The sequence below is a fragment of the Pseudomonas sp. A-RE-22 genome, assembly GCF_019956035.1.
Lineage (GTDB): Bacteria > Pseudomonadota > Gammaproteobacteria > Pseudomonadales > Pseudomonadaceae > Aquipseudomonas > Aquipseudomonas brassicacearum.
In genome coordinates this window covers 176,431-201,900 of sequence record NZ_JAHBCZ010000022.1, presented here as the reverse complement: position 1 = coordinate 201,900, position 25,470 = coordinate 176,431, and the positions used below count along the sequence as shown (strand labels likewise).

The 25,470-nt window shown below is 59.6% G+C and carries 21 protein-coding genes and 1 pseudogene; 11 read left to right on the top strand and 11 right to left on the bottom strand.

The annotated features are described in order from the left end of the window. Positions 1-13: 13 nt before the first annotated feature. From KGA89_RS12920 to KGA89_RS12905, 4 genes are all read right to left on the bottom strand, one after another. Complete coding sequence (locus tag KGA89_RS12920) at positions 14-2,383, bottom strand: hypothetical protein (RefSeq protein ID WP_223471745.1); 2,370 nt, start codon at positions 2,381-2,383, stop codon at positions 14-16. 63 nt (positions 2,384-2,446) lie between these two features. Next, a complete protein-coding gene (locus KGA89_RS12915; protein WP_223471744.1) occupies positions 2,447-3,196 on the bottom strand; it encodes an ABC transporter permease in 750 nt (249 codons plus the stop codon). 7 nt (positions 3,197-3,203) lie between these two features. Further along, positions 3,204-4,205 (bottom strand): ABC transporter substrate-binding protein, encoded by a 1,002-nt coding sequence (locus KGA89_RS12910; protein WP_223471743.1) that lies wholly within the window; start codon positions 4,203-4,205, stop codon positions 3,204-3,206. Continuing rightward, on the bottom strand, positions 4,202-5,041 hold the full coding sequence (locus KGA89_RS12905) for an ABC transporter ATP-binding protein (protein ID WP_223471742.1): 840 nt from the start codon (positions 5,039-5,041) through the stop codon (positions 4,202-4,204). Before KGA89_RS12905 ends, KGA89_RS12910 begins: the two co-directional genes overlap by 4 nt. 134 nt (positions 5,042-5,175) lie before the next feature. Here KGA89_RS12905 and KGA89_RS12900 point away from each other — a divergent pair, with 134 nt between their 5' ends. After that, positions 5,176-5,919, top strand: coding sequence for a GntR family transcriptional regulator (locus tag KGA89_RS12900; RefSeq protein WP_069970894.1), 744 nt, complete (start codon positions 5,176-5,178; stop codon positions 5,917-5,919). 17 nt (positions 5,920-5,936) lie between these two features. Here the strand turns inward: KGA89_RS12900 and KGA89_RS12895 are convergent, their stop codons facing one another. Beyond that, entirely contained in the window at positions 5,937-6,848 is a 912-nt protein-coding gene (locus KGA89_RS12895) for a helix-turn-helix domain-containing GNAT family N-acetyltransferase (RefSeq protein ID WP_223471741.1), read from the bottom strand. A 151-nt stretch (positions 6,849-6,999) separates the two neighbouring features. Between KGA89_RS12895 and KGA89_RS30805 the strand changes: the two are divergent. Continuing rightward, a pseudogene (locus KGA89_RS30805) lies at positions 7,000-7,113 on the top strand (amino acid ABC transporter permease); the annotation flags it as partial. Between the two features lie 9 nt (positions 7,114-7,122). Here KGA89_RS30805 and KGA89_RS12890 read toward each other — a convergent pair. Beyond that, on the bottom strand, positions 7,123-7,719 hold the full coding sequence (locus tag KGA89_RS12890) for a TetR/AcrR family transcriptional regulator (RefSeq protein WP_003201023.1): 597 nt from the start codon (positions 7,717-7,719) through the stop codon (positions 7,123-7,125). 510 nt (positions 7,720-8,229) lie between these two features. Here KGA89_RS12890 and KGA89_RS12885 point away from each other — a divergent pair. From KGA89_RS12885 to KGA89_RS12850, 8 genes are all read left to right on the top strand, one after another. Further along, positions 8,230-9,243, top strand: coding sequence for an SDR family oxidoreductase (locus tag KGA89_RS12885; RefSeq protein ID WP_027912317.1), 1,014 nt, complete (start codon positions 8,230-8,232; stop codon positions 9,241-9,243). An 80-nt stretch (positions 9,244-9,323) separates the two neighbouring features. Then, the gene (locus KGA89_RS12880) at positions 9,324-10,844 is read left to right on the top strand and encodes a class I adenylate-forming enzyme family protein (protein WP_223471740.1); all 1,521 of its coding nucleotides are present in this window, start codon (positions 9,324-9,326) and stop codon (positions 10,842-10,844) included. After that, positions 10,834-11,445 (top strand): HAD-IB family hydrolase, encoded by a 612-nt coding sequence (locus tag KGA89_RS12875; protein ID WP_003201018.1) that lies wholly within the window; start codon positions 10,834-10,836, stop codon positions 11,443-11,445. The genes KGA89_RS12880 and KGA89_RS12875 overlap by 11 nt, the downstream gene beginning before the upstream one ends. Positions 11,446-11,448: 3 nt before the next feature. Continuing rightward, complete coding sequence (locus KGA89_RS12870; protein ID WP_223471739.1) at positions 11,449-13,212, top strand: FAD-dependent monooxygenase; 1,764 nt, start codon at positions 11,449-11,451, stop codon at positions 13,210-13,212. 118 nt (positions 13,213-13,330) lie between these two features. Further along, positions 13,331-14,431 carry an acyl carrier protein gene (locus tag KGA89_RS12865; RefSeq protein WP_003201015.1) on the top strand — a complete coding sequence of 367 codons (1,101 nt, stop codon included), beginning with the start codon at positions 13,331-13,333 and terminating at the stop codon, positions 14,429-14,431. A 74-nt stretch (positions 14,432-14,505) separates the two neighbouring features. After that, positions 14,506-17,934, top strand: a complete 3,429-nt coding sequence (locus KGA89_RS12860) for a beta-ketoacyl synthase N-terminal-like domain-containing protein (RefSeq protein ID WP_223471737.1) — start codon at positions 14,506-14,508, stop codon at positions 17,932-17,934. 57 nt (positions 17,935-17,991) lie between these two features. Next, positions 17,992-18,462 (top strand): SRPBCC family protein, encoded by a 471-nt coding sequence (locus KGA89_RS12855; protein WP_013693120.1) that lies wholly within the window; start codon positions 17,992-17,994, stop codon positions 18,460-18,462. 85 nt (positions 18,463-18,547) lie between these two features. Continuing rightward, complete coding sequence (locus KGA89_RS12850; RefSeq protein WP_223471736.1) at positions 18,548-19,246, top strand: outer membrane protein; 699 nt, start codon at positions 18,548-18,550, stop codon at positions 19,244-19,246. Between the two features lie 53 nt (positions 19,247-19,299). Here the strand turns inward: KGA89_RS12850 and KGA89_RS12845 are convergent, their stop codons facing one another. Together KGA89_RS12845 and KGA89_RS12840 are read right to left on the bottom strand one after the other, a co-directional pair. Then, a complete protein-coding gene (locus KGA89_RS12845) occupies positions 19,300-19,965 on the bottom strand; it encodes a LuxR C-terminal-related transcriptional regulator (RefSeq protein ID WP_043042734.1) in 666 nt (221 codons plus the stop codon). Then, on the bottom strand, positions 19,952-20,794 hold the full coding sequence (locus KGA89_RS12840) for a DUF3108 domain-containing protein (protein ID WP_223471735.1): 843 nt from the start codon (positions 20,792-20,794) through the stop codon (positions 19,952-19,954). The genes KGA89_RS12845 and KGA89_RS12840 overlap by 14 nt, the downstream gene beginning before the upstream one ends. Positions 20,795-20,895: 101 nt before the next feature. On the opposite strand from KGA89_RS12840, the gene KGA89_RS12835 reads away from it, so the two are divergent. After that, the gene (locus tag KGA89_RS12835; RefSeq protein ID WP_003201004.1) at positions 20,896-21,324 is read left to right on the top strand and encodes a DUF1810 domain-containing protein; all 429 of its coding nucleotides are present in this window, start codon (positions 20,896-20,898) and stop codon (positions 21,322-21,324) included. A 465-nt stretch (positions 21,325-21,789) separates the two neighbouring features. On the opposite strand, the gene KGA89_RS12830 is transcribed toward KGA89_RS12835, so the two are convergent. The 3 genes from KGA89_RS12830 to KGA89_RS12820 form a co-directional block, all read right to left on the bottom strand. After that, a complete protein-coding gene (locus KGA89_RS12830; RefSeq protein ID WP_043042741.1) occupies positions 21,790-23,034 on the bottom strand; it encodes a saccharopine dehydrogenase family protein in 1,245 nt (414 codons plus the stop codon). Positions 23,035-23,059: 25 nt separating this feature from the next. Next, positions 23,060-24,157, bottom strand: a complete 1,098-nt coding sequence (locus KGA89_RS12825) for a carboxynorspermidine decarboxylase (protein WP_223471734.1) — start codon at positions 24,155-24,157, stop codon at positions 23,060-23,062. A gap of 255 nt (positions 24,158-24,412) precedes the next feature. Beyond that, on the bottom strand, positions 24,413-25,348 hold the full coding sequence (locus KGA89_RS12820; RefSeq protein WP_223471733.1) for a Ppx/GppA family phosphatase: 936 nt from the start codon (positions 25,346-25,348) through the stop codon (positions 24,413-24,415). Positions 25,349-25,470: the final 122 nt, after the last annotated feature.

Sequence of the window (25,470 nt, the reverse complement as noted above, 5' to 3'; positions counted from 1 at the left end):
CCGGCACAGACGCCTACAGGGTCAGAAACAGTGCGGACGTCCATACCCGTGATTGATCCCGCTGGCGGGCGCAGATGAACAGCGGGTGTTCACGACCTGGCTCAAGACCCAACCGGGCCAGTTCGATTGTCCCCTGCAGCTCACGGGGCAGCGCTGCGGCGGTCACCCGTTCCAGGGACACCTTCAACTCCGCGCCCGGCAACTCTTCGACCACTTGCGATTGCGCCAGCAACTGTTCGCCGGACAGCGTCATCAACACCGTCGGCGCGTGTACGTAAGGTTGCGGCTCGGACGGGTCGCCGACCTTGACGTAGTTGTCGATACGGCTGTGGACCTGCAGCGTCGCGCCGGCCAGTTGCGACAGGTCGATTTCGATGCTGTCGGTATCGCCGTTGGTGTCGGTGCGAAACGCCAGGACCGTCGCATCCTTGCGCCATACGGTCTGCTCGGGATGATCGAGGCCCAACGCGCGGAAGCCATTGATGACCGCGCCCGTGATGCGGATTTCGCCGGTCCAGTAGGCGCCGCGATAACGGTCCTTGATCCGTGCGCCCCCCAGGCGCAAGCGAATGCGTTGCGTGCAAAAACCCAGTTCCTGATGCAGGTTGCGCGACCAGATCAGCTTGTCGCCATCGAACAGATCGACCTGCTCCCAGCCCGCCTCGCCCAGCAGTCGATAGTCCAAGGTGGCATTCGAATCAGCAGTGAAGACTTCACCCATGAAGTGCCTGCCCTGACGCAAGCTGGCGAACGAACGCTCCCCCGTCGTAGCAAAGGTGCGACGAGCGCGCAGGGCCTTGCCCACACTGGCGCGGTCGAAAGCCTCGGCGACAACGCCGGTCAGCCCGCCACGGGAGCCGAACACCGCCGTGGCCGGCACGCCGCCACCGCAGCGGCCCTGGTGTTCATCGCTGTTCGCCGCGGCTCCCACCCGATAGCCGCGCTGCAACGCTTCGGCGTAGACCCAATGGAACTGGCCCCAGGCCGAACCGACCTCGATCAGCCGCTCGAGCTCCGGGTGATGCCAGTCGAGGTTGCAACGACGTCCGCCGACGTGGGGCATCATCAGATGCCCTTCGGGGTCCTTGGCATAGGCGGCGTACAACTCGTCCACCGGCCAGGCCCCCGGCTTGATGGTGCCGGCGGTGAACTCGTTCCACTCGAAGGAGCGCACCAGCCGCCCCTGGTTGTCGAAGGGGAACTCGGGCTTGCGGTCATGCAGGAACACCACGTTGCGGTCGCCGCCCGCACAAGAGTTGCCACACCACTCGGTGCCGGGATAACAAACAAATCGCCCCGGTTCGTTGAGTTCGTGGATCAGCTTGACCGCCTGGTCCCAGCGTTGCTCGGTGATATTGAAGTCGTTGGCGGTGTAGCCGAGTACATCGAGCCCGGCGACATCGCGACCGTAGCTGAGGTTGTACAGGGTGTCGTTGGTGCCCACCGTGTCATCGGAGTGCACATGCAGGTCGGCGTAGAGCGGACGCAACGCAGTACCGGCCGGGTCGACGGTAACAAAGGCCTGGGCGCCGTCGACAAAAGGCTCTGCCACCTTGGCGGACAAACGCCACTCGCCCACGGCGCCGAGGTCAAGCCCCTCGAGCCGGGCCGTGGCCCAACCTTCGGCGGCCAGCGTGAACGGCTGTTGGCGCTCGCCACCTTCCGGGTCAACGAGGGTCAGGACACCGTTGAGCGGCAAGTTTCGGCAGGTGTTGCCCCAGGCATCATCCACCCGCAACAGGACATCGAACGCCTCACCGGCGCTGACCAGTCGCGGCACGATCAACTGCACGCTCCGCGCCGGTCCCGGCACAATGTCCAGCAAGGGGTCGCCCGGCACCTCGGCAAATTTCGAGCTGCCCAACGGGTCGATGAACAGACGGAAACGGAAGTCCTTCTCGACGAAACTCTGTACCCGCGTCCCCGCCCCACCCTGGCGTCGGTCACCCAGACGAATGATGACTTTGTCGCCCGGGTTCAGGTAACCGTCGATGATGTCGATGATGATCGCTTTCTGGAACGGCCGTTCATGGCCCTTCTGGTCGAAGCGCACTTTCAAGTGCTGCACGGTGGCCTGGCTCTGGCCGGGCATCAATTCACCGGCCTGGTATTCGGCGCTGACGTAGTTGGGGCCGGCCGGGTTCGAGGTCTGGAACAAAGCCCAGTCGGAATAGAACTTGAAGGCCAGCTTGAGCCAGGCACCATCCGCCAGGCCACTGCCACCGACCTCGTAGACCAGGGTGATGTCATCCCATTGACCGGCAACCAGCGTGTCACGATCGCAGTGGACGCTGCCCAGGAATGGACGTTTCTTGTTGCGCTCGTACAAGCCTTGCGGGGCGATGTAATGCCCGGCTTCGCGGGGATCGAAAACGTTACTCACATGACACCTCGTGCAATGGTCCACTGAAGGTTTGAAAGGGGGACGAAGACAAGCAGGTAGCGCTTATTGCACGCGCCATTTCTGGTAGTGACGCTCGATGCGCCGGAATACAAAGCTCTCCATCAGCCAGGCAATCAGGCCGATCACGACAATGCCCAGCAGCACCTGGCTGCTGTTGCCGATCTGGCCGCCCGTGGACACCATCCAGCCGATGCCCTGGGAGGCGCCGATCATTTCCGCCGCAACCAGTGCCCGCCAGCCCTGGCTGAAGCCAATGCGCAAGGCGGCCGTGACGAACGGCAACGAGGCCGGCAGGTAGACGTGGGCCAACAGTTGCCAGGCGTTGGCACCCAAGGTGCGCGCCGCGCGGACTTCACCGCCGCGAATACTCTGCACGCCTTCCTGGATGGTCACCGCCATGGGGAACATCGCGGCAATGAAAATCACCAGCACGATGGACACATAGCCCAGGCCGAAAATGATCATGATCAGCGGCGCCCAGGCAATCGGCGGGATGGCCATGAACAGGCTGTTGAGTGGCGAGATAAAGTCGCGAAAACGCGAGGACAGGCCAGCGCCAGTGCCCAGCGCAATTGCAACGATCACCGCCGCGCAAAAGCCCCCCACCTCTTCAAGCACACTGGCCTGCAGGTGCTGCAACAGCGAGCGGTCGCCCAGCCAGCGCAGCGCCTCGCGGGCAACGTCCCAGGGCTGCGGCAGGATGTAGGTGGGAAAGTGGCTCGCCAGGGCGATCCAGATCAACAGCAGGAATGGCAGCGACGCCCATCCCCAGTTCGGTTTTGGCAAGGACATGACGGACTCAGTGCGCGGTTTTTTCGAGGTAGGAGGTATCCACGATCTGATCAGTCTTGAGCGTGGTCTCGATAAAGCCCAGGTCGTGGGAATAATCCATCAAGCGTTGGATGAACTGGATGTCCGACGCCTGCAAATCCGCCGACCAGCCCAGTCGGGTACGGGCCTGGGCGACGATGGCGTCCGGGGCGATGGTCTTGCCGTCAGTGCCTTGCACCGCCTCAAGCTTGAAGGCCTCGGCGATGAGCCGGTTCGACTCGGCGGGATGCTCATTGAGGAAGGCAATGGCCTTGCGATGGGCACGCAGCAGCTTCACCACATCATCCGGACGTTCCTGCAAGGTTTTCGGCAAGGCGATCACCACATACCACGGGTACTGGGGCAACGCCTGGTTGACGTCCAGCAGGATCCGGCTCGAGCCGCGCAATACCGACTGGCTGACGAAGGGCTCCCAGGAAAATGCCGCATCGACGACGCCGCGCTCCAGGGCCGCGTTCATGTTGCCCGGCGGCATGTCAATGATGTCCAGGTCCTTGTCAGGGTCGAGCCCGGCCTTTTCCTTCAGGACATAACCGCGCAGCAACACATCCATGCCACTGCCCTTCTTGACCCCGGCCAGTTTCTTCCCCTTGAGCGCATCCAGGCTGGTGATCGGACTCTTGGCGTCGACAATCACTGCAGCCTGACCGTAGTTGACCTTCGCCAGGATCCGGCTTTGCAGCCCGCGGGAAAACCACTGGTACACCGGCGGCGTGCCGACGTAGGCCACATCCAGTTCACCGGCGGCCAGAGCCTGCTGGATCACAGGGCCATCGCCCAACGCCTTGAGGTCGACGTTCAAGCCTTCCTCGTGGTAGTAACCCTGTTTGTCAGCGATCAGCGCCGGGGCGTTGGCCATGGCGAAGACGTACCCCACACGCAAGGGTTTCTCTTCACCCGCCACGGCGAATGCGCTGCCCGCCAACGTGGCAGCAGACAATGTAAGGGCAAGCAGCGAACGTTTGATCATGCTGTCAGCTCAAGTCGAGGAGTGGGGTGAGCAATGGCCTGGGGCGCGTCCATCACCCGGGCAATGCGCGTCATCAGTTCATTGCGGTAATCCAGGAAGGCCGGCAGGCGGCGGGTTTGCAGGTTGCTGCGGGGGCGCGGCAGGTGGATCTCCAGCTCGCTATGAATACCGCCCGGCGCGATGTTGAGCACGACGACCCGATCGGCCAGGAACACCGCTTCGTCGATGTCGTGGGTGATGAACAACACCGTCTGGCCCAGTTCGGCCCAGATGCGCAATGTCTCTTCATTCATGCTGTTGCGGCTGATGGCATCGAGCGCGGCGAACGGCTCGTCCATCAGTAGCACGCTGGGTTCGAGGGCCAAGGTCCTGGCCAGGGAAACGCGCTGTTGCATGCCACCGGAAAGCTGGTGCGGCAGCCGATGCGCCGCATTCTCCAGTCCGACCAGGCGCAGGTACTGCAACGCCTGGGCGCGCTGCTGCGATTCGTCGATTCGAGCGCTCATCCGCAGACCGAAACGGACGTTTTCCAACGCGCTCAACCAGGGAAACAGTTGCGGCGCCTGGAACACATAGCCCAATTCCGAACGCTCCGGACGTACCGCTGTCTGGTTGATCGTGATACGACCGCTTTGCGGTTGCATGAACCCCGACAACAAGTTCAGCAACGTGGTCTTGCCACAACCGGATGGCCCCAGGATCGCGACGAACTCGCCAGGCTGGGCGTTCAGGCTGAAAGCGGAAAATATGGAGTGCCCATTGGGGTAACTGAAGCTGATGTCATCGACCGTCAGGGCATCGGCTTGCGGCTGTGCGTAAGGAAAGGATTTGAGCATGGCAAGTGTCGTCAGGTCGTTTACAATGGGAATACCTGACATAATACGTATTAATACAAGTAGTCCCAATAACCTATTTTTATAACCTTAGAAGTGAAGGCACCCTGCCCCGCTCAAGGCCATGGAAACTGACTGTGTCCACGCCCATTCTTCGCGACAGCACCACCTCGCTCTACGAACAGATCGCCCATCAACTGTTGGAGGAAATCCAACGCGGCGACTACGAACCCAGCGGCAAGCTGCCGTCCGAGGCACAGTTGGGCGAACGGTTCGGGGTGAGCCGCGTCACGGTTCGCCTGGCGGTGGGCAAGCTCAGCGACGACGGCGTGGTGGAGCGCAAGCAAGGCAAAGGCACCTTCGTGGCAGCCAAGCAGGTACGCCACGGCCTGGATGCGTTGCGCAGTTTTCATGAGGCGTTGTTGCTGCAAGGGCTGCAACCGAGCATGCAGGTGGTCAGCCATGCCCTGCAGCCCGTTCCAGAGACCCTGCGTGGTTTGTTTGAGGACGCAGACGACTGCCTGCTCCTGGAGCGTTTGCACTTCGTCGATGACGAACCCATCGCGTTGGGGCGCAGCCACTTACCGGCAGAGCTGGCCAGCGTGGCCTGGGCTGAAGTCGAACATCAACCGATCTATTCCATTCTCGAGTCGATCACCGGCCTGGCGGTCACCCGTGCCGACCTGGCCATCCGTGCGCAGGAAGCCGACAAAGGCCTGGCCAGCGCACTGCAGGTCAAACGCGGCGCCGCGCTGCTGGTCATGGAGCGCACATCCTATTTTGCCGACGGACGCTGCTGCGACCGCACGACGTTTTTCATCCGCCCGGAACGCTATGCCTTCATCCTCAGTGGGGTTTTCAAATCCACGTCGGCCAGTTGATCTCGACGGATTACGCGTCAACGTGATGAGGCGGCTGGACCCGGCCTGACAAAACACTGCTCCATGACCCGCTGCCCCCATTGCTGCCCTTCTTGCTCCAGTTCCAACTTGAAACCGAAATCCTCGTACAGCTTGCGGGCAGCATCGAGCCCCTGGAACGTCCAGAGACTCGTTGAACTGAAGCCCCACTCGTCACAGAACTTCATCGCTTCAGCCAACAAGCGTCTACCGGCGCCCTTGCCTCGTACCGAATCATCCAGGATGAAGCAACGCAGCACCGCACTGCCGTCCTCTCCTTCGCCGTCGATGGCAATTGAACCGACCACTCGTTCGCCATCCAGGGCCGACCAGACCTCGTTGCGCGGATTGTGCAAACGCCCCATCAGTTCCGCCATGTCCGATGCCACCAGGCTTTCGAACGGCTGACCGAAGTTTGAACGCCTGGCGTAATAGTTTGCGTGCATTTCCGCCATGCGACCGATGAGGCCAGGACGGTAGCCCCGGGCAATCTCCAACTGCGCCGGCGCAGGTGGCTCTGCACCGAGCCGATGAGCGTGCAACGCGTCGGCATAGCTGGCAATCCCCTCCCTCACGATCTGACATTGCCCGCTGGACAAGTGAGACATGGCCGCGACAACCTGTTGCGTGGCGAAAGCATCGATGTCTCGAAGGGTGTCTTGCCCCTGCGCGGTGAGTCGCAATCGCTTGGCGCGCGCATCCTGTTCATGGGGAATTTCTTCGATCTCGCCGGCCTCGACGAGCTTGCGAACCATCCGGCTTACGCTGGACTTTTCCAGGCCGAGCAACTCGACAAGCTCACCCGCCGTCAGGGATTCGTGATTGCCGATCTCCACTATTGTGTGCACCGACGACGGCGGATAATCCGTCGCCGCCAGCGTGGTGCGCATGAACCCCAGCTCTCGCACCATGAGGCGCGACGCCGAACGGACGTTCTCAATCAGATCTGGTGGGCAATGGCTCACGGGGGACCTCGGACGCAATGATTTAGTAGTTGTACCGCACAACTAAATACTCATCAATGCGTTCAGTCAAGCTTCGCGGCCCGAATCCCAGGATAACTTCAAGACCTTCCAGGCCTATGGCATTGCCGCCCTGCTCTACATGTTGCTGGCGTGCATGCTGGTGGGTGTATTCCGATGGGCTGAGCGCCGCTTGCTGGCCTATCAGCGATAAACCAAGGGCTTATAGAGGCTCTGCGGTCTGGATGAGCGAGTTCAACACCAGCTTGATTTCAACAGCCGGGTCTTTATGCCCTTGCAATATCAGGCCTTCCGCCAGGGCGGTGAAGGTCTTGGCAAGCGCGGCGTAGGCCAGCGGCGGCTTCTTGCCAGCGTGATTGAATATGATGGTAATCAACTTGCCCAAGGCCTCGCTGTTTTCCTCATGCAAGTCGTAGTAATGCGGCGAGAATTCTTCATCGCGCAAGGCGATCAATTGCAACTCGGCATCGAGGATCGCACAGCGGGTATTGTTCTTCAGCGTGTCGATATAGGCATTCAAGCCGTGACTCAACTGCTCCGCCGAATATCCCGATGCCAGGGTCGTACTCAGTCGGTCGATCTCAACTCGCTTGAAGCGTTGAGTCAATTGCAACAGCAAGTCCGATTTACTTGAAAAATTTGAGAAAAAGGCGCCTTTGGAAAAGCCCGCCTCTTCGGCGATAACGTTGACGCTGGCGGCATGAAAGCCCTTTCGGATCATCAGCTCAGTGGCTGTGTCGAACAATCTGTCTCTTGTTACTTGCTGGCTCTCTTCTCGACCTAGTCTCTTTTTAATCACGCCCTCGGCTCCTTTGGCCAAACAAGATAGCTATGTGTAACTGAATGCTACGAATCGATTACTCATTGTACGGAACCCGTTTTCGCCATCATATCTTATACGCGCCTTGTTCAATCATTTACATTTTAACTTTCAGAAAATGCCATGTATGTGCCATGTAGTTGGAACAGCCGGAAAGGCACGCTAGATGGGCTACCCGCCACAGTTTTGCTCGGATATGAAGCAATCGAAATCTTCATTTCGCCCCGCTTGATGAGTCCCTGAGATCCCTTTGAGCGGCTCAAACCGGATAATTTCCTGTCCGACACCCCACGCTGGATCTGGAAAAACCGCCCATGAAGCCCGGTGCAGAGCCATCCGCCCGCCAATCCGACGAAATACCACTTGATTTTCAGATACCGAATGGTTTTTACTTGCGCCGTTGGTGGAGCCCAACGCCTGGTCAGCGCATCGAGTCAGTGACACCGCTCTCGATGCAATGCCAGGTCACCTCACAGGAGCGGGATTTTAATGGAATATGCCTTCGTTACAGGCGCTACTGGCCTGCTCGGGAATAATGTCGTTCGTGCGCTGTTAAAGCGGAACATCAAAGTAAAAGCGCTGGTTCGTTCCGTAGAGAAAGCCAAGAAACAGTTCGGCAGCCTGCCTGTGGAGTTTGTCGAAGGTGACATGCTCAATGTCGAGGCCTTCGCCCATGCCCTGCAAGGGTGTGATGCCCTGTTTCATACGGCGGCCTATTTCCGCGACAGTTACAAAGGCGGGAAACATTGGCAAAAACTGTATGACACCAATGTGACCGGCACCGAGCGCTTGCTGCAAGCCGCTTATGACGCCGGTATCCGCCGTGCAGTCCACACCTCTTCCATTGCCGTATTGAAGGGCAACCGGGATCAAGTGATCGATGAAACCATGTCTCGCAGTGAATTGGAGGCTGACGATTACTACTTGAGCAAAATATTGTCCGAACAGAAGGTCCAGCAATTCCTGACCCAGCACCCGGACATGTTTATCGCCATGGTCCTGCCAGGGTGGATGTTCGGCCCCGGCGATATCGGCCCTACTTCCTCAGGACAGTTCCTGCTCGACTTTGTCGGACAAAAATTGCCCGGTGTACTGCCCGGAAGCTTTTCCGTCGTCGATGCCCGGGATGTGGCCGAGCATCAAATCGCGGCCATCACCCGCGGCAGGTCCGGAGAGCGTTACCTGGCCGCCGGCAATCACATGGACATGAAGAGCATTTTCCAGGCGCTGTCCAGCGTCAGTGGTGTAAAAGCCCCAGAGCGAAAAGTGCCCCTGTTCATGCTGCGAATCATCGCGCTTATCTATGAAGGTTATTACCGGATCACCAAAAAACCGGTGCTCATCAGTACCTCCACGGTCAAGCTCATGGAGCAAGAACAAGGCCGTACTCATTTCAGCCATAACAAAAGTTCCAGGGAGCTGGAGTGCAAGTTCCGCCCTGTTGCTGAAACCCTGACCGATACCCTGGACTGGTATCGGAATAACAACTACACAGATGCTTAATTGAAACAATTCATATATAGCCTGCCTCTGTAGTACTTTTTTGACTAGCCAAACATCCAAGGATTGAGAGAGGTTGGTAAATGAAAAGCCTTTCATATAAAGAAGGTTTTCTGCATCGCTTTGTCGGTTTTTCGGAATCGTTCCCCGAGCAAGTTGCTATTCGGCATCTGGATACGGAAGAAGATACCGTTACTTATCGCGAGTTGCGCATCAAGGCTGAACAATGCAATGGCGCTCTTACAGCGCTCGGTATATTGCCTGGCGACAAAGTAGCGCTGGTACTGCCCAATGGCGTGGCGTTCATCGCTTACTACTTGGCGATCATCGGGCGAGGTGCCATTCCGGTCATCCTCAACTACAAGTTGACCTCCTTCGAAATGGCCAGTGTCGTCAGCCTCGCCAGGCCGACGCTCGTGGTCACGACCGAAACGCTATGGGTGCAACACAGTGAGGTATTCCAGGCTGACAACGGTGTCAGGCACTCCCTGGTGCTGGACGGCGGGAGCGAACCGTCAGCGCCCCTGCCTGCCAACGCAACGGCCATCTCTCAACTGCCTTGCCAGATCGAAGCCTTGTTGTTGCCCGAGGGCAATCCGATCGTCTCGGTACAATTCACCTATCGTGGCATCGGCAGGCCCCTGGCTGTTTCTCACCGTTATCTCGACCTGACGCAATCGAGCGACGGGCTGCATGAGCATTTTCATCTGCAAGGCGTCGGATCCGTTCATCTGGTGACGCTGCCGCTGTATGCCATCTTCGGCCTGTCCGTGATGATGGTGTTTCCCTTGAGCATCGGCGCCACCCTGCTGATGACCAACACCCTGCTCAATCGAGACCTGGCTGAAGTCCTGTCCGAGCATCAGGTCACCTTTGCCTGCCTGGTGCCCGACGTCATTCGCTACTTCAATACGCGCCTGGCCAAGCGTAAAGGCGCGCTCCTGCCGTTGCACCCGCAGTTGATGATTTACTCGGGCGGCAGCCACCTGCCGGCCGACGAGGCCGAGAAGCTGGGAAGGCTGCTGGGATGCAATCCGGTGCTGCAGGGCTATGGCTTGACCGAAAGCACGCCCGTGATCGTCCAGAGCTCGATTGGAACGGTCCACCGTGGCGCCATGGGCCAGCCGATCAGCGGTGTGCAGCTACGCATCGTCGACGCCCAGGGCCAGGACGTAGCGCCTGGGCGCATCGGCGAATTGCTGATACGCGGCTCGATGGTGATCGACGGCTATAACGATGCCGAGGACACCAATGCGCGGTTCTTCCGCGATGGTTGGTTCCACAGCGGTGACCTGGTCTGGCAGGACGACGATGGGCATGTGTTTTTCTATTGCCAACGCCTGCGAATCTCGAAGATCAAGGCGCAGATGGTCGACCTGGTGGAAATCGAATCCGTCGCCCTCAAGCACCCCGACGTGGTGCGCGCCAAGGCCTATATCGTCCCGGACCACAAGGAAGTCAACGTGCTGCACCTGTGCGTCGAAGGGACCGGCGAGCTGACCCAGAACGCGCTGTCCACCCTGCTTTCGCGCTACCTATCGGGCTTCAAGCTGCCCAAGACCATCGAGATTACTTCTCTCAAGGAAGAGGCACATGCACGCTAACAGCACACAACCGGTCCTGGCCGTTTTCGACTTCGACGGCACATTGACCGACCGGCACACGTTCTGGCGCTACATGCGCTTCATCGTAGGTACCCGTTCGTTCTGGCTGCGGATCATTCCCCTGCTGCCCAAGATGCTCAGCGTGATCGTCGGCATCACCCCGCTGATGCAAGCGCGCCTGGCGTTCATCGCCTGCTACCTGGGCGGCCTGTCGGTGGAGCAAGAGCGCGAGCATGCCAAGTATTTCATCAGCGAGCTGCTGCCGCTCTGGCTCAGGCCCGAGGCGTTGCGACGGCTGCAATGGCATCAGTCCATGGGGCACGTCACCGCGCTGGTGAGCAATTCGCCGGAAAACTACCTGATCCCCTGGGGCCAGGCCGCGGGTTTCGACTATGTGTGCGGTACCCGCCTGGCAACGGCAAAGAACAAGCTGACCGGCGGGATATCCGGTACCAACTGTGTAGAGCGAGAGAAAGTCACGCGGCTCAAGGGCTGCTTGAGCAACCTTGATGATTTTTACATTTATGCCTACGGCGATTCATCAGGCGACGATGCCCTGCTCGGCATTGCCAACTCTCCCTTCTACAGAAACTGGTACTGATCGATGAACACTCTGAGCACGTTGGCCCCCAAGCATTTCCAGCGACCTGGCAGCGCCCCGACGGTCATGATCGTCGGCGCCGGTCCTGTTGGCCTGTCCCTGGCGATCCTGTTGAAGAAATGGGGCGTGTCGTTCCGCATCATTGAAAGGAACGCCGGCCCCTCGACGGCGACCAAGGCGATGGCTATCCATTCCCGGACCCTGGAAATCTTTCGGGACCTGGGCGTTGCCGAGCAAGCCATCAGCGACGGCTTCACGATCAACCAGTTTTCGGTGCAGTCGAATGCCAAGCGGGTACTGAACTACAACTTCTCCTACCTGGACGCGCCCTATCCCCTGCTCCTGAGCCTGCCACAGCCGCAAACGGAGAAGATTCTCCTGGAGCGGCTCAGGGAGCTGGGTGCCGAGGTGGAGTGGAATACCGAACTGATGGACATCGAAAACCTGCCGGGTTCGGTGCGCATGACGCTCAAGCATGCCGACGGCACCGACGAACACTTCACCAGTCGTTGGGTGGCCGCGTGCGACGGTGCTCGCAGCAACATCAGAAAACGCCTGGACATGACCTTCGAAGGCTCGTCCTACGACCGCTTCTTCATGCTCGCCGATGCCGATATCGAGTGGTCCGGAAGCAAGGACGAGGGCGCATTTTTCCTGGGTGCGCAGGACGGTTATGTGGCCGTTGCACCGATCAGCGCTCAATCGCGTTACCGGTTGTTCATCGAAATGCCCTACAACCTGCCGCCAGAAGGCGAGCGCCCGTCCTTGAGCCTGGAGAACTTCCAGCGCTTGTGCGAAGGGCGCGGGCAAAAGATGACGCTGTCCAACATTTCATCGACCACCATCGCCTCTTTCCAGCATCGCCGCGTGCAATCGATGCAACAAGGCTCCGTGTTTCTGCTGGGGGACTCGGCGCATATCGGCAGCCCCATCGGTGGGCAGTGGATGAACCTGGGGGTTTCCGAGGCCTACAACCTGGCCTGGAAAATGGCCTATGTCGATCAGGGCCTGGCGAATCCATCCTTGCTCGACAGTTACAACGAAGAGCGCTACCCGGTTGCCCTGGAAGTCGAGAACACCGCACACCGGCTGACGGGGCTGATTACGGTCCGGCGTCGCGCCCTGGTGTGGCTGCGCGACAATGTCCTGCCGCTGTTGAGCAGCCGCAAAAAGGTCCAGCGCAAACTGCCGTCGATGATTTCCGGTCATCAATATCACTATGAGAAAAGTGACTACATTCAAGAATCGCTGACGAAGAAGCAGCGCAAGAACTGGAGCAAGAAAGGGAAAAAACCCGAGTTCCAGAGCGCAGCGCCTCGCGCCGGGCAACTGGCGCCCGATGTCGAACTGTGGCAACTGCAAGGGATGCCAGCAAAACGCTTGATCGACTTGTTCCACGGGACATTCACGCTGCTGATTTTCAGCGCGGCCGATCAGTTTTCGCCGTTGCTGCCAGGCTACTACGCGCAGGCCAAGTCGGTGGAAAAGGACTTCCCAGGCATCAAGGCCTACTGCGTGATCGACGCCCTGAGCAGCGCCGGCCTGCCGGCTTGGCACTCGACGTTGCTGGACCCCGATTGGCGACTGCATAAGCGCTATCACGCCAAGGAAGGCACGATGATGCTGATTCGTCCTGACGGCTATATCGCTTTCCTCGGTGCCGATGCAATAACGCTGATGACGTATCTGAATGTAAGGTCCGGGTTGCTCAAGGGCGCCAGAAAAACAATATCTTGCGAGACCGACGCAGTGGAACTCCAACTTTAAGTCGCTCCATGGCTACTGCCAGTTTAATGAACTGATATAAACAAGGCCCTGCCCTGGGCCATGATTTTTGATCTTTCTTACTTATAGAAATATCGACCGACTTGGTTAGGAGAATCTTATGCGCTTGCAACTTAATGATGTTGTGCAGGAATTCATCGTGTCCAATGGGAGAATAGCCCATAGCTATTTCTCTCTTTCCGAAAAGATTATTGATTCACTCTGCGAATCCAATATCGCCAAAGAATCAATATTGCTGCGACTCTTGGAACAGGCTGAAACGGTCACTGCGCATTACTTCAATGCTCATCAACAAGTCCTTGAAGGCGTTTATGCCAATGGGACCGAAGCGGCGGTCAACACGAGTGTTCCCGTACTCGAGCCGGTTCATTCAAACCCGACCATACTGGCGCCGACGCCTGTCGTCGAAGCCGCCGCAGCCGTCGAAGAGACAAATGCACTCAGCTACGGGCAATGGTTGCGTGCCGAAATCAGTACGGTCACCGGCTTCCAGGCTCAACAGATCGACTTCGATCAGAGCTTCGAGAGCCTGGGGATCGACTCCCTGGGGCTGGTCGATATTTTCGAATCCCTGGCCCAGCACTTCCCGGAAAAGAAAGACCTGACCTCGCAGCTCTTCGACGCCCCTACCCCAACCGCATTGCTGGCGCGGCTTGAAGCCGATCCGCAGGCACCAACGGTGGATGTCCAAGCGTGGGTACTCGACCAACTCGCGACCATCACCGGCTTTACGGTCGAGCAGATCGACCCGACACAAAGCTATGAAAGCCTGGGCCTGGATTCCCTGGTGCAACTGGACTTCCTGGAGTCGGTAGTCGCCATGTGGCCGCAGCTCAAGGCCCACAGTTCCGAACTGGCCAACGCCAAGTTCCCGCAGGCAACCATCGCCCTGATTCAAACCGCCCTGGCCGCTCCCCAGCCGCAGGCGGCGCCTGGCGACGAACCTTCAGCGGCCACGACGGACACTCAAGGGCAGGAAGAAAACCTGCTGCTCAACGCCTTGTCCCCGCTGATCCCGGACGCAGCGCAGTCGATCGACATCCAGACGCCGTTCGCACAACTGGGCCTCAACGGCTTTGCCCGAGAGGCGCTCTGCCAATCCATGGCGCAACAGTGCTCTGCCAGCGAATTTGCCGGTGAAGCGCTGATGTCCCGTCGCACGCCTGAGGATGCCTTGTCGCTGCTGGCCAGGCTGAGCTGAGCCCGGCAGCAACAGGAATGGAATCCGGGTGATCGAACAGGTCACCCAGCATTTTGGCGATCAGGGAGACAGGTATGAGTGGCGCAGTCACAACAAAGGGCGATTTTTGCTTTAGCGCAATGGCGGGCGAGTTTCCGGGGGCGCCGTCCACGGATGCGCTTTGGCAGTTGCTCTCGCAAGGGCAGATCGCACCGATCGAATCAATGCCGACACGCTGGGAGTTGGACAAGGCGTCGATCTATTCAACCAAGGCCGGCGAGAAGGATCGCACGTACCTGGACAGCGCTTTTTGCCTGACCGATGACGTCTCGACCCCGTCACGGCACGAAGGACGACAGGTCGCCATCGGCAAGAAAGTGCTCCAGACGCTGCTCACCCAACTCGCCGGACAAGGCTCGGCGCTAAGCAGGGAGCGCACCGCGCTGGTGGTCGCGACCTCCTGGAGTGACGAGAGCTATTTCGTCACCGGCGTGTCCGGAAAAACCGACGCACCGGCGGGCTTTACACCGGGTGAACAAGTTGCAGAACTGGCGGCGGCCTTTGCCTTGGGTGGGCCGGCGTTATCGGTAGACACCGCGTGCAGTTCGTTCCCCTATGCCCTGGATATGGCCCAGGCACTGGTCAACAGTGGCCAGGCTGACAACGCGATTGTCATGGCCCTCAACACCGTGCTGCCACCCGCGCTGTTCCTGGGTTTCTCGCAGTTGACGGCTTTTTCCGCCCGCGCGCGGATGGAAGCGTTCGGCCAGGACGCCGACGGCATCGTGCCGGGCGAATGTGCCGTGGCCTTTCTGGTCGAACCGCTCGCCCAGGCCCTGACAGCGCAGCGTCATCCCCTGGGCGTGCTGCGCGCCTTGGGCATGTCCGCCGACGGCGCCGAAGGCTCGGTGTTTGCGCCAGGCAAACAGGCCCAGTACTCGGCCTACCAACGAGCCTATCGCGGCCTCGATCCACGCGATGTCGACTACATCGAGACCCACGGCACCGGGACACCGCTGGGGGACGCAACGGAGCTGGCCTCGCTGAACAGCTTCTTTGCCCCCCATCGTCCGGACGGCAAGAAAATCACCATCGGCTCGATCAAGTCGGTCATCGGCCATCCCCTGGCCGCTGCCGGCGGTGCCTCGCTCGCCAAGGCCTTGATGATACTGCGCCATAAAGGCATCCCCCCGCAGCCCGGTTACCGCCCCAGCACCAAGGTCGACGAGACCTGCCTGAGACTCGCCACCCAGCAGGTACATCCCCTGGAGGATCATCCATCTGCACGCCGGATTGGCATCTCCAGTTTTGGTTTCGGCGGTGCCAACGCGCACTTGGTGGTGGATGAATACATTCCCGACAACCACCCTGCCGCCCCCCTGATCGCGCCGGCGAGTCCCAGTGGCGTGGTCATGCTCGACCTTGCCATTGTCGAGGCTGAAGCAGCGCTGGGCAGCCACCGTTCCTTGCAGTCATTCCAGCAGCAACTCGATCAACCCGCCGCCCCCTCCGTCATGTTCCCTTATGGGCGCTTCGTTGATTACACCCCGGCGCCCGGTCAACCGTTGCTGGGTAAATTCCTCGCACAAGACCACGTCATCGATATCGATGGCTATGGCATGGGGCCCAAGCCATTGGCTCATGTCGATCCGTTCAAGCTGTTGATCACCGATCGCGTCAATCATTTGCTGCGGCGTTTGCCAGCCGTGGCCGGTTCGCCCGGCACAGCGATGGTCATGTGCTGCAACATGGGTGGCGAGCGCTTCAGCAATGCCTACAGCAGCGCCCACAACTTCTACTCCCGGGCGCAAGGTGCGGCACCGGGCGTCGAAGTGACAGACGTGGCAACCATGCTGCCGAACATGTTGTCCGGCTATCCGGCGCAGATTTTTGACTTCAAGGGTTTCCATCAGACCCTGGTCGGCACGGCGGGCCTGTTCTGGCAAACCTTGCTGGCCTCGCCGCAATGGTTCAACGACGGCATCACCACGCTGCTGCTCGGCGCAGGGCGTTTTGTCAGCGGTGAAATCGAGGTCGAGCGCGCCCGGAGCAGCGCAATCACGCAAGGTGAAGGACTGGGACTGATCGCGCTGCGTCGTTACCAACCGGATGCCGCTGACAAACCCTTGCTGGTGATCCGCGCGGCGGTCCTCGCCCACGCTGCCGGCTCGTTGGAAGAGGCTTGCCAACGGCTGGACAAAGCGCCGAGCGACTATCCGAACGTTGACGTCTGTGAGTTGCAGCCTGCTGCGACGCCTGCCAGCGGATCACTGCAGGAGATGACCGGTTTCCTGGCTGAAGCCAGCGGCATCGAGACCCTGTTGGCGGTAATGTTGAAGGGCGCGACCCATTCCGTGATCGAGGTGCGCGACGCCGGCAAGACAGTGATGTGGCTGTTTACCGAAAAGCTTCGCCAATGGAGCCCGACGGCGGCCGAAGCCAGCTCGCCCATCAAGCATCCCTTCATGTTGCGCTTTGCCCATTCGTCATCCCACGAACTGCAGCAGGTCATCACGCCTGCCCGGCCTGTCAGCCTGGTCCGCGAACCACAGAACGATGGCGTCGACGTACTGCAACTCAGCGACATGCTCACCAGCACCTTGCTCTCCGGGCTACGGGTGCGGGTTCGCGCCATGGAAAGCCTGTTCGCCCTGCACCATGGCGACACAACCCAGCGCCCGACGCACTGGCAGCGCAGCGCGGAACATATCGTGATCGCCAACGCCCAGCGCAGCCCACAGTCGCTGCACGCCCAGCTCGTGGTGGATGAAGCGCACCCGTACTTCTTCGATCACCCCCTGGATCACGTCCCGGGCATTTTGCTGCTCGAGGGCGTGCTGCAACTGATCGAACTGGCCATGCCGCCTCTGAGCGGCCGGGTCGCCTACATCAAGAGCCTGACGATCAAGTTCCAGCAATACGTACAGAAGCAAGGCGTGATCGATCTGCACGTCGAGCAAGGCCAGGATCCCCAGGTGTTCAATGCCAAGGTCATGCAGGCCGGGAAAGTGATGTGCACCTGCGTCCTCGGGATGGCCTACAGCTCGGCGTTCGAGACATCGCCAGCCGGCGAATTCACCGCCACGCCCTGCCGTAACAAGGCCTTGTTGCACAAGGCCAGGGAGGAGAACGTCATCGTCAGTGACATGAGCGGCGTCGCCCAGGGCCTGAGCGTGGACACGGTGAAACTGCCGCAGGAACACTTCTTCCAGGCAGGTGATCCCGAGCACTATTCAATGGTGTATTTCCTCGAAGTCGCTCGCCAGTGCTACATGCAGATCGCCCACAGCCATCTGCGGATTCCACTCAATACCCCGATGAATCTGCTGGCCTTGAGCTTCACCCTGGATCGCCCCATCCCCAGGAACAGCCCGCTGTCATTGGCGCCGCAAGCCGGCTTTGATGCGGCGCTCCAGGCATTCAAGACCAACCGCATTTATATCGACCTGTTCAACCGGGGCGAAAAAATCGGTCAGGCGAGCATTACCGCCCAGGTGCTCAGTCAATCCGCGCCGGCGGCCTGAGCATTGAATGGATCTGCCCTCCAGCATGACCGTGCCCCCCACAACCAAGGTGTCGCCGTGAACGATGTCAAAGTGCAAGTCATAGTCAAATCGCCCCCTTCTGAAATCTGGAAGATCTGGAGCAATTTTGCAGAAGCGCCGTTATGGGATACCGACGTTCGCCAGTGTCAACTCGACGGCCCTTTCCAGGCGGGGACACGCGGCAAATGCGTGCTCAAGAATGGCTTGAACATGCCACTGAAACTGGAAGCCGTGAGCCTGCACGAAAGCTATCGCAACAGTGCACGGCTGCTGTGGATCGACCTCGAGTTCGATCATCAGCTGCGCAGGCTTTCTCCCGATGAAACCCATGTCATCCATAGCGCGAAAATTTCCGGGCCGTTGAGTTTCCTGTATCGCGGACTGCTGCGCAAAGCGTTGACCGCAGCGATGACCACGGCACTGGACAACCTGTGCCGGCTGGCTGAACAACGGGCCATTGGCGCCCCAGGACACGAGAAAACCGCGACGCCTTTGCACCTCGTGTGAATGCCTCCCGGAAGCACGCGTGCTGAACGCGCCTTCCCGGACTCGCTTTGCTTACTTATCGATAACAGCACATTTCGGATCTAGCATGAACCTAAAGAAAAACAGCCAATATCTGCTCATGGCCATCGTTGGCCTGGGGGCTATTGCTCCAGCATCGAGTTTCGCCGACAACCTCGGCCCCTATGTCAGTGGCATGGGCGGCGTGAACTGGGTCTCTAAACAGGACCTGACCCAGAACAGCAATGATTTCGTCGAGATGGAATACAATCAACCGCTGCACTCGGGCTACGCCACCGGGCTGGCAGTGGGCTGGCGGTTCCCGGTCGGACTGCGGCCCGAGGTGGAGCTGAGCTACCGCCGCAACACCATGGACCAATTCAATAACCGGGTCTACGAGGGCGGAAGCAGCATCGAGGGCAAAGGCGAAGAGGAAGCCAGCAGCCTCATGGCCAACCTCTGGTATGACGTCTCGAACCTGCCTGCCCCCTTCAGCCGCTTCACACCTTATGTAGGCGGTGGCCTGGGCTACGCGGTGCTGACCATCAAGGGCCTGGAAGCGGGTGGCGTCGAGTTCGGCGGCACCCATCGCGACACCGTCTCGGCCTGGCAACTCGGCGCAGGCGTTGCTTACGAGCTGAGCGACCATTGGTCCATGTCCCTGGATTACCGCTACTTCAAGACCGGCGAAGCGAACTACGGCAAAATCCAGGGCCTGGTCCCGGCCGATGTGAAAACCGAATACAACGCCCAGTCCTTGATGCTCGGCCTGCGGTACTGGCTGTAAGCGCTAGCCGGATCGACGCCTTGCCTTGGCCAGGCGTCGATTTCTCATCTCGTCTAACGCAAAGTGCCAGGCGCCTGGCGCCCGGCAAAACGCGCCGCAGCCACCGCCCGGTTGGGGACGTTCAGCGCACGGATCAACGAAGAGACATGAATGCGCACAGTGAAGGGAGAAATCTCAAGCGCTGCGGCGATCTCCTTGTTGGTCTTGCCTTCGGCAATCAATTGCCAGACCTCTCGCTGCCGGGACGTGAGCTTGTTCATGTCATCGTTGGAGCCAAGCGGCAGCGGGTCCGAAGGCTCGTACTTGACCAGTACTTCGCCACGACGAATAGCGCCGATAGCCTTGCCGACCTGCTCGGGAGAAAGGCTCTTACCGACAAAGCCGTCGACACCGGTCTCCATGACACGCCCAATGACATCGCCGTCATCCAGGGTCGAAACCACAATCATCACAGTGTGCTTGAGTGCCTGGCGCAACTGCGCAAGCTCGCTGACGGAACCCAGGCCGGGAAGACGTATATCAAGAATCAGCGTATCGAGAGCGTGTCCATTCGTTACGAGCGTCCGTACTTCTTCCAGGCTCCCTGCTTGTTCGATCATCGCCTCAGGTACCAGGCGTTGCAGTAACAGCGTCATCCCCTCTCGGAACAGCGGGTGTTCGTCTGCCACGATGATCCGGCAAATCTTCTGGCCCGAAACGCATCGCTCATCGCGCCTCATACTGCATCTTGATGACTTCGCTGATTCTCTGCGCAACGCCATTGGCCGGCGGAGTGACGGATCGGATCGACTGCCCGCGGTAGGGTCCGTCCGCAGGAAACCAATTCTGGACAACCACGACGTTTTTCGGCTGCGTGGCCGAAGCCGCACCGGTAGAAATTTCATTGGTGAACTTGCAGGTATCAAACGTACCGAGGGCGGTCTTGATCGTTTCACGCCCGTTATAAGTCAGCTTCTCGACGACATCGAACTCGATGGTTGCCCCGGCGCTCACGGCTTTGTTTTTGTAGCTGACGGTGACGGTCTGCCCAGGTTGCAGATCAATCGGTGTGGAAGCGGGAGGCTGGTAGAGGGTGGTCACCAACGATGCCCCGGCGCCATGGCGATCACCGTAACGAATCAATCGACCGTCCTTGATCTCGGCGAAGGTTGTCGTCAGGAAGAACGGCGCATTGTTCAAAAACGAGGTGTGCGCCGAAGCCACCGGATTGGCGTCGGCAAATGCCTCGCGCCCCAACGTCTCGGTTTTGCCGCGACTGATGGCCGACGACAGGTTGTCGCGGCTTTCGTACTCCACCACTGTCCCGGCCTGAAAGTCCGCTTCGTTGGTGCAAGCGGCTGAAGACGTTGCGCTGGCGGTCGAGGCCGACGCATCGGCGATAAAAGAACCCCAACCACTGACGGCAAGGGTCGAGGCGGTGAACGCCGTTGCCAGGCGTTTGCGCCAAGCCGGATTGACGTTGGACTTTCTGGCAGATGTACTTTTCAAAAAACAGATCCTTGTCCCGATGTGCTCGTTGCGATCGATCGAAAAACCGATAACGCTCATAGGTTAGGGACGAGCGCCGAGCGGCGCTATAGCGCAAGTGTGCTATAGGCTTTGCCCTTGTCTGGTTCATTCTTCAACCTTGAAACCATACGGAGGCTCGCATGACCGAATCACTGGAGCGTTTTATCCAGGCGCAAGCGTCTACCTATGAGCACGCCTTGCTGGAACTGCGGCGTGGCCGCAAGGAAGGCCATTGGATGTGGTTCATCTTTCCGCAATTACGCGGCCTGGGCGTCAGTGAGAACGCCACCTACTATGGCCTGTGCGGCATTGACGAAGCGCGTGACTATTTGCAGCACCCGCTTCTGGGGCCGCGACTCGAGCGCGCCACCCGTGCCGTACTGGACTCGGGAGTCGCTTTGGAGAAACTCCTCGGGACCATCGATGCCATGAAGTTCGCGTCCTGCATGACGCTTTTTGCAGCCGCTGCGGGCGAGCATTCCGTGTATGCCCAAGCGTTGGAGGGTGGGCTGAAGGTCGACGCAAGGACACTGGATTTGCTTAAGGAGCAAGAGAGTAGAAATGCCTGACTACGAAACGTGGACGTTGCGCCAGCCAATTGAGTGGTGAGCGAAAGATCAAGAGATCGCAGCCTTCGGCAGCTCCTACGCTCGACCCAGCGAGAACAGGCTCTCATGGAACAAATTGCAACCATGTGATTTTTAAGGCTGAAAATACATGTCGATCGTTCCCACGCTCCTGCGTGGGAATGTCGCCAGGGACGCTCCGCGTTCCGCCTCTGGAGTGTGACGCAGAGCGTCACGGGATGCATTCCCACGCAGGCCGCGGGAACGATCAAAAACAGATATCTCGTGGACGTCGCTCTAGTTCCCTGCGCGACAGCGCGGCGTCGAAGATGTGGCGGGGACTCCCTCGCCACAGGTTATCTGTTTGATGGGGTCATAAACGAAAAATGCCCCGTACCTTTCGATACGGAGCATTTTTTCAAGGCTTCCCACGGATTGTGGGAGCCGGAACGCAACCCGCCGCTATCCTTAGGCGTTTTGGTTCCAGGGACGGTCTCCATGCTCGTCCTTGATGCGCGTCGGCAAGCCCATCACGTCCAACGCCTCGAGGAACGCCTCGGCAGGCAGCTCCTCGACGTTGACCATGCGCTGCACGTCCCACTCGCCACGGGCCACCAGCAAGGCTGCGGCCACGGGTGGCACGCCTGCGGTATAGGAAATGCCCTGGCTGTCGGTTTCGGCGTAGGCGTCCTCGTGGTCGGCCACGTTGTAGATGAACATCTCGCGCGGCTGGCCATCCTTGACGCCCTTGACCAGGTCGCCGATGCAGGTCTTGCCGGTGTAGCCCGGCGCCAGCGAACTCGGGTCAGGCAGCACGGCCTTGACCACTTTCAGCGGCACGACTTCCAGGCCTTCGGCGGTCTTGACCGGTTGCTCGGAGAGCAGGCCGAGGTTCTTCAGTACGGTGAACACGTTGATGTAGTGCTCGCCGAAGCTCATCCAGAAACGTACGTTGGGCACATCGAGGTTCTTCGACAGCGAGTGCACTTCGTCGTGGCCGGTCAGGTACAGGTTCTGCGAGCCTACGACCGGCAGGTCGTCGGTGCGCTTGACCTCGAACATGGTGTTGCTGGTCCACTGGCTGTCCTGCCAGCTCCACACCTGTCCGGTGAATTCGCGGAAATTGATTTCCGGGTCGAAATTGGTGGCGAAATATTTGCCATGGGAGCCGGCATTGACGTCGAGAATGTCGATCGAATCAATACGGTCGAAATGCTGTTGCTGCGCCAGTGCCGCATAGGCATTGACCACACCCGGGTCGAAGCCCACGCCGAGAATGGCGGTGATGTTCTTTTCCTGGCACTCCTGGAGGTGGTTCCACTCGTAGTTGCCGTACCAGGGCGGCGTCTCGCAGACCTTGCCCGGTTCTTCGTGGATGGCGGTGTCCAGGTAGGCCACGCCGGTATCGATGCAGGCACGCAGCACCGACATGTTGAGAAAGGCAGAGCCGACGTTGATGACGATCTGCGACTCGGTTTCGAGAATCAGCGCCTTGGTCGCTTCGACATCCAGAGCGTTCAGTGCGAAAGCCTTGATGTCGGCGGGTTGCTTGAGGCTACCCTTGGCCTTGACGCTGTCGATGATGGCCTGGCATTTGGAGATGTTGCGCGACGCGATAGCAATACGACCGAGTTCGTCGTTGTGCTGCGCGCACTTGTGGGCCACCACCTTGGCGACACCTCCTGCACCAATGATAAGTACGTTCTTCTTCAATTTCTTCATTTCTCCTTCCGCCAACTCAAGACAGGCTGGACAGATAGTCGTCGTAAACAAACTCGCGAACCACCTCGACGCTGCCGTCGAGCTGCTTCACTACGATGGACGGCATTTTCAGGCCGTTGAACCAGTTTTTCTTGACCATGGTGTAGCCCGCTGCGTCGATGAACGACAGCCGATCGCCGATGGACAGCGGACGATCGAATAGGTACTCGCCGAAAATGTCTCCGGCCAGGCAGGATTTGCCGCACACCATGTAGGTGTGCTCGCCCTCGCTCGGTGCCATTTTGGCGTCCAGGCGATAGATCAGCAGATCGAGCATGTGCGCCTCGATGGAACTGTCCACCACGGCCAGGTGCTTGCCGTTGTAGAGCGTGTCGAGCACGGTGACTTCCAGCGACGCACTCTGGGTGATCGCGGCCTCGCCCGGCTCCAGGTAGACCTGCACGCCATATTTTTGCGAGAAGGCCTTGAGCCGTGCGCAGAAGGCGTCCAGGGCGTAGCCCTCGCCTGTGAAGTGAATGCCGCCACCGAGGCTGACCCACTCGACCTTATGCAGCAAGTGACCAAAGCGCTCTTCGATAGTGCCCAGCATCTGGTCGAACAAACCGAAATCGCCGTTCTCGCAGTTGTTGTGGAACATGAAGCCGGAGATATGCTCGATGACTTGCTCGATTTTCACCGGATCCCATTCGCCCAGGCGACTGAAGGGGCGCGCCGGGTCAGCCAGCAGGTAATCGGAGCTGCTCACTTGCGGATTGACCCGCAGGCCGCGGACCTTGCCGGCCGACGCTTCGGTGTAGCGCTGCAACTGGCCGATGGAGTTGAAGATGATCTTGTCGCAGTTGGCGAGCATCTCCTCGATCTCATCGTCGGCCCAGGCGACGCTGTAGGCATGGGTCTCGCCAGCGAACTTCTGCCGGCCGAGCTTGAGCTCATAGAGCGACGACGAAGTCGTGCCGTCCATGTACTGCTGCATCAGGTCGAACACCGACCAGGTGGCGAAGCACTTGAGCGCCAACAAGGCCTTGGCCCCGGACTGCTCACGCACATAGGCGATCTTCTGCATGTTCGCCAGCAGCTTTTGTTTGTCGATGAGGTAGTACGGCGTTTTGATCATTTTCGAGGCCTCCGGGCAAGGCGAGCCAAAAAAGGATGCGCATTGTGCCTTCACTGACTGCATATCGAAAGAGCGAAAAGCCCCGTTCACGCAATCACCCTGATCCGGGCCCACGCTTTGCGATAACCGGACGTACCGACTGCCCAGGCGATGAAATGCTGGATGATCTGGTAAAGAAGGGGTCACCGAAGAGGCGCTGATGCTCGAAATTGAGCCATCGCTGATAGACGGCAATGGGTAACCAACCGTCCGTGATCAGTGCTGATGCATCAGACCATGCAGAACGCCGAACCTCAGGCCCGGCTCGGAAGCAATCATTTGCGAGATACCAAAGACCTTGAATGCCGCCAGCATGATCGCCAGGCCACCGGGCAGGATGCCCAGGCGGTGGGTTTGCAAGCCGGCCAACCTGAGCTGGTTGACATGGCCGACCTCCAACAGTCGCAACGACAACCGCAACAATCCACTGTAGGTAATGCCGCCTTTACCCAAGTCGTTGAGGTCGTTGGCCTTGAGCACTTTGGCCAACATCCGCGCGGTACCGGAAGAGCCGATAGCCTGCTGCCAGCCCAGCGCGCGATAACGAGACGCCACTCTTTCAAACTGCAGGACGGCCACTCGCTCCGCCTCCAACAGCGCTTGAGCAGTCATGCATCCGCCCGGAAAGTAACGCGCGCCAAAAGTGCCGCTGCCAATGGCAATGCTTTCCGTGAACAGCGGCTGCGCGCCCTGCCCCAGAATCAATTCGGTCGAGCCACCACCGATGTCCACCACCAGCCGCGTGTGCTCGACACCGGGCACCGTATGGGCAACACCGGCATACACCAGCCGGGCTTCTTCGTGCCCGGAGAGCACGTCGATCCGAAACCCCAGGTGCCGCTCGGCGCTGGCCAGGAACAGCTGGGCATTCGCAGCCTCGCGCACGGCACTGGTCGCCACCGCCCGCACCCGTCCGGCTTCAAAGCCGCGCAGTTTCTTGCCGAATCGGGCGAGCGCCTGCCAGCCCCGATCCAGCGCCAGCTCGTCCAAAGCCCCGGCCTGCAGGCCCTCGGCCAATCGGACCGGCTCGCGCAGGGTTTTCACTTCCTGGATCACCAACTGTCGATTGCGCTTGACCGACTGGCCGATCATCAAGCGGAAAGCGTTAGAGCCCAAGTCAATGGCCGCGAACAGGGGGGCGTTGCCTTTCATAGCGGTGTTCCTTGATTCATCAGCCAGCAGGCACAGGCGCTGCCGGACTTCCCACGATGGTTTGCGAAGATCCTGCCATGGCTTCGATGACACCTGGATGACACCCCTGGCGCTCGGCCATG

What these genes read in the sequence shown, in the direction of transcription:
- KGA89_RS12875 (WP_003201018.1), top strand. Translation starts at nt 10,834, where the DNA reads ATGCACGCTAACAGCACACAACCGGTCCTGGCCGTTTTCGACTTCGAC.
- KGA89_RS12860 (WP_223471737.1), top strand. Translation starts at nt 14,506, where the DNA reads ATGAGTGGCGCAGTCACAACAAAGGGCGATTTTTGCTTTAGCGCAATG.
- KGA89_RS12835 (WP_003201004.1), top strand. Translation starts at nt 20,896, where the DNA reads ATGACCGAATCACTGGAGCGTTTTATCCAGGCGCAAGCGTCTACCTAT.
- KGA89_RS12825 (WP_223471734.1), bottom strand. Translation starts at nt 24,157, where the DNA reads ATGATCAAAACGCCGTACTACCTCATCGACAAACAAAAGCTGCTGGCG.
- KGA89_RS12910 (WP_223471743.1), bottom strand. Translation starts at nt 4,205, where the DNA reads ATGATCAAACGTTCGCTGCTTGCCCTTACATTGTCTGCTGCCACGTTG.
- KGA89_RS12845 (WP_043042734.1), bottom strand. Translation starts at nt 19,965, where the DNA reads ATGAGGCGCGATGAGCGATGCGTTTCGGGCCAGAAGATTTGCCGGATC.
- KGA89_RS12840 (WP_223471735.1), bottom strand. Translation starts at nt 20,794, where the DNA reads ATGAGCGTTATCGGTTTTTCGATCGATCGCAACGAGCACATCGGGACA.
- KGA89_RS12850 (WP_223471736.1), top strand. Translation starts at nt 18,548, where the DNA reads ATGAACCTAAAGAAAAACAGCCAATATCTGCTCATGGCCATCGTTGGC.
- KGA89_RS12905 (WP_223471742.1), bottom strand. Translation starts at nt 5,041, where the DNA reads ATGCTCAAATCCTTTCCTTACGCACAGCCGCAAGCCGATGCCCTGACG.
- KGA89_RS12895 (WP_223471741.1), bottom strand. Translation starts at nt 6,848, where the DNA reads ATGGTGCGAGAGCTGGGGTTCATGCGCACCACGCTGGCGGCGACGGAT.
- KGA89_RS12820 (WP_223471733.1), bottom strand. Translation starts at nt 25,348, where the DNA reads ATGAAAGGCAACGCCCCCCTGTTCGCGGCCATTGACTTGGGCTCTAAC.
- KGA89_RS12885 (WP_027912317.1), top strand. Translation starts at nt 8,230, where the DNA reads ATGGAATATGCCTTCGTTACAGGCGCTACTGGCCTGCTCGGGAATAAT.
- KGA89_RS12880 (WP_223471740.1), top strand. Translation starts at nt 9,324, where the DNA reads ATGAAAAGCCTTTCATATAAAGAAGGTTTTCTGCATCGCTTTGTCGGT.
- KGA89_RS12870 (WP_223471739.1), top strand. Translation starts at nt 11,449, where the DNA reads ATGAACACTCTGAGCACGTTGGCCCCCAAGCATTTCCAGCGACCTGGC.
- KGA89_RS12865 (WP_003201015.1), top strand. Translation starts at nt 13,331, where the DNA reads ATGCGCTTGCAACTTAATGATGTTGTGCAGGAATTCATCGTGTCCAAT.
- KGA89_RS12915 (WP_223471744.1), bottom strand. Translation starts at nt 3,196, where the DNA reads ATGTCCTTGCCAAAACCGAACTGGGGATGGGCGTCGCTGCCATTCCTG.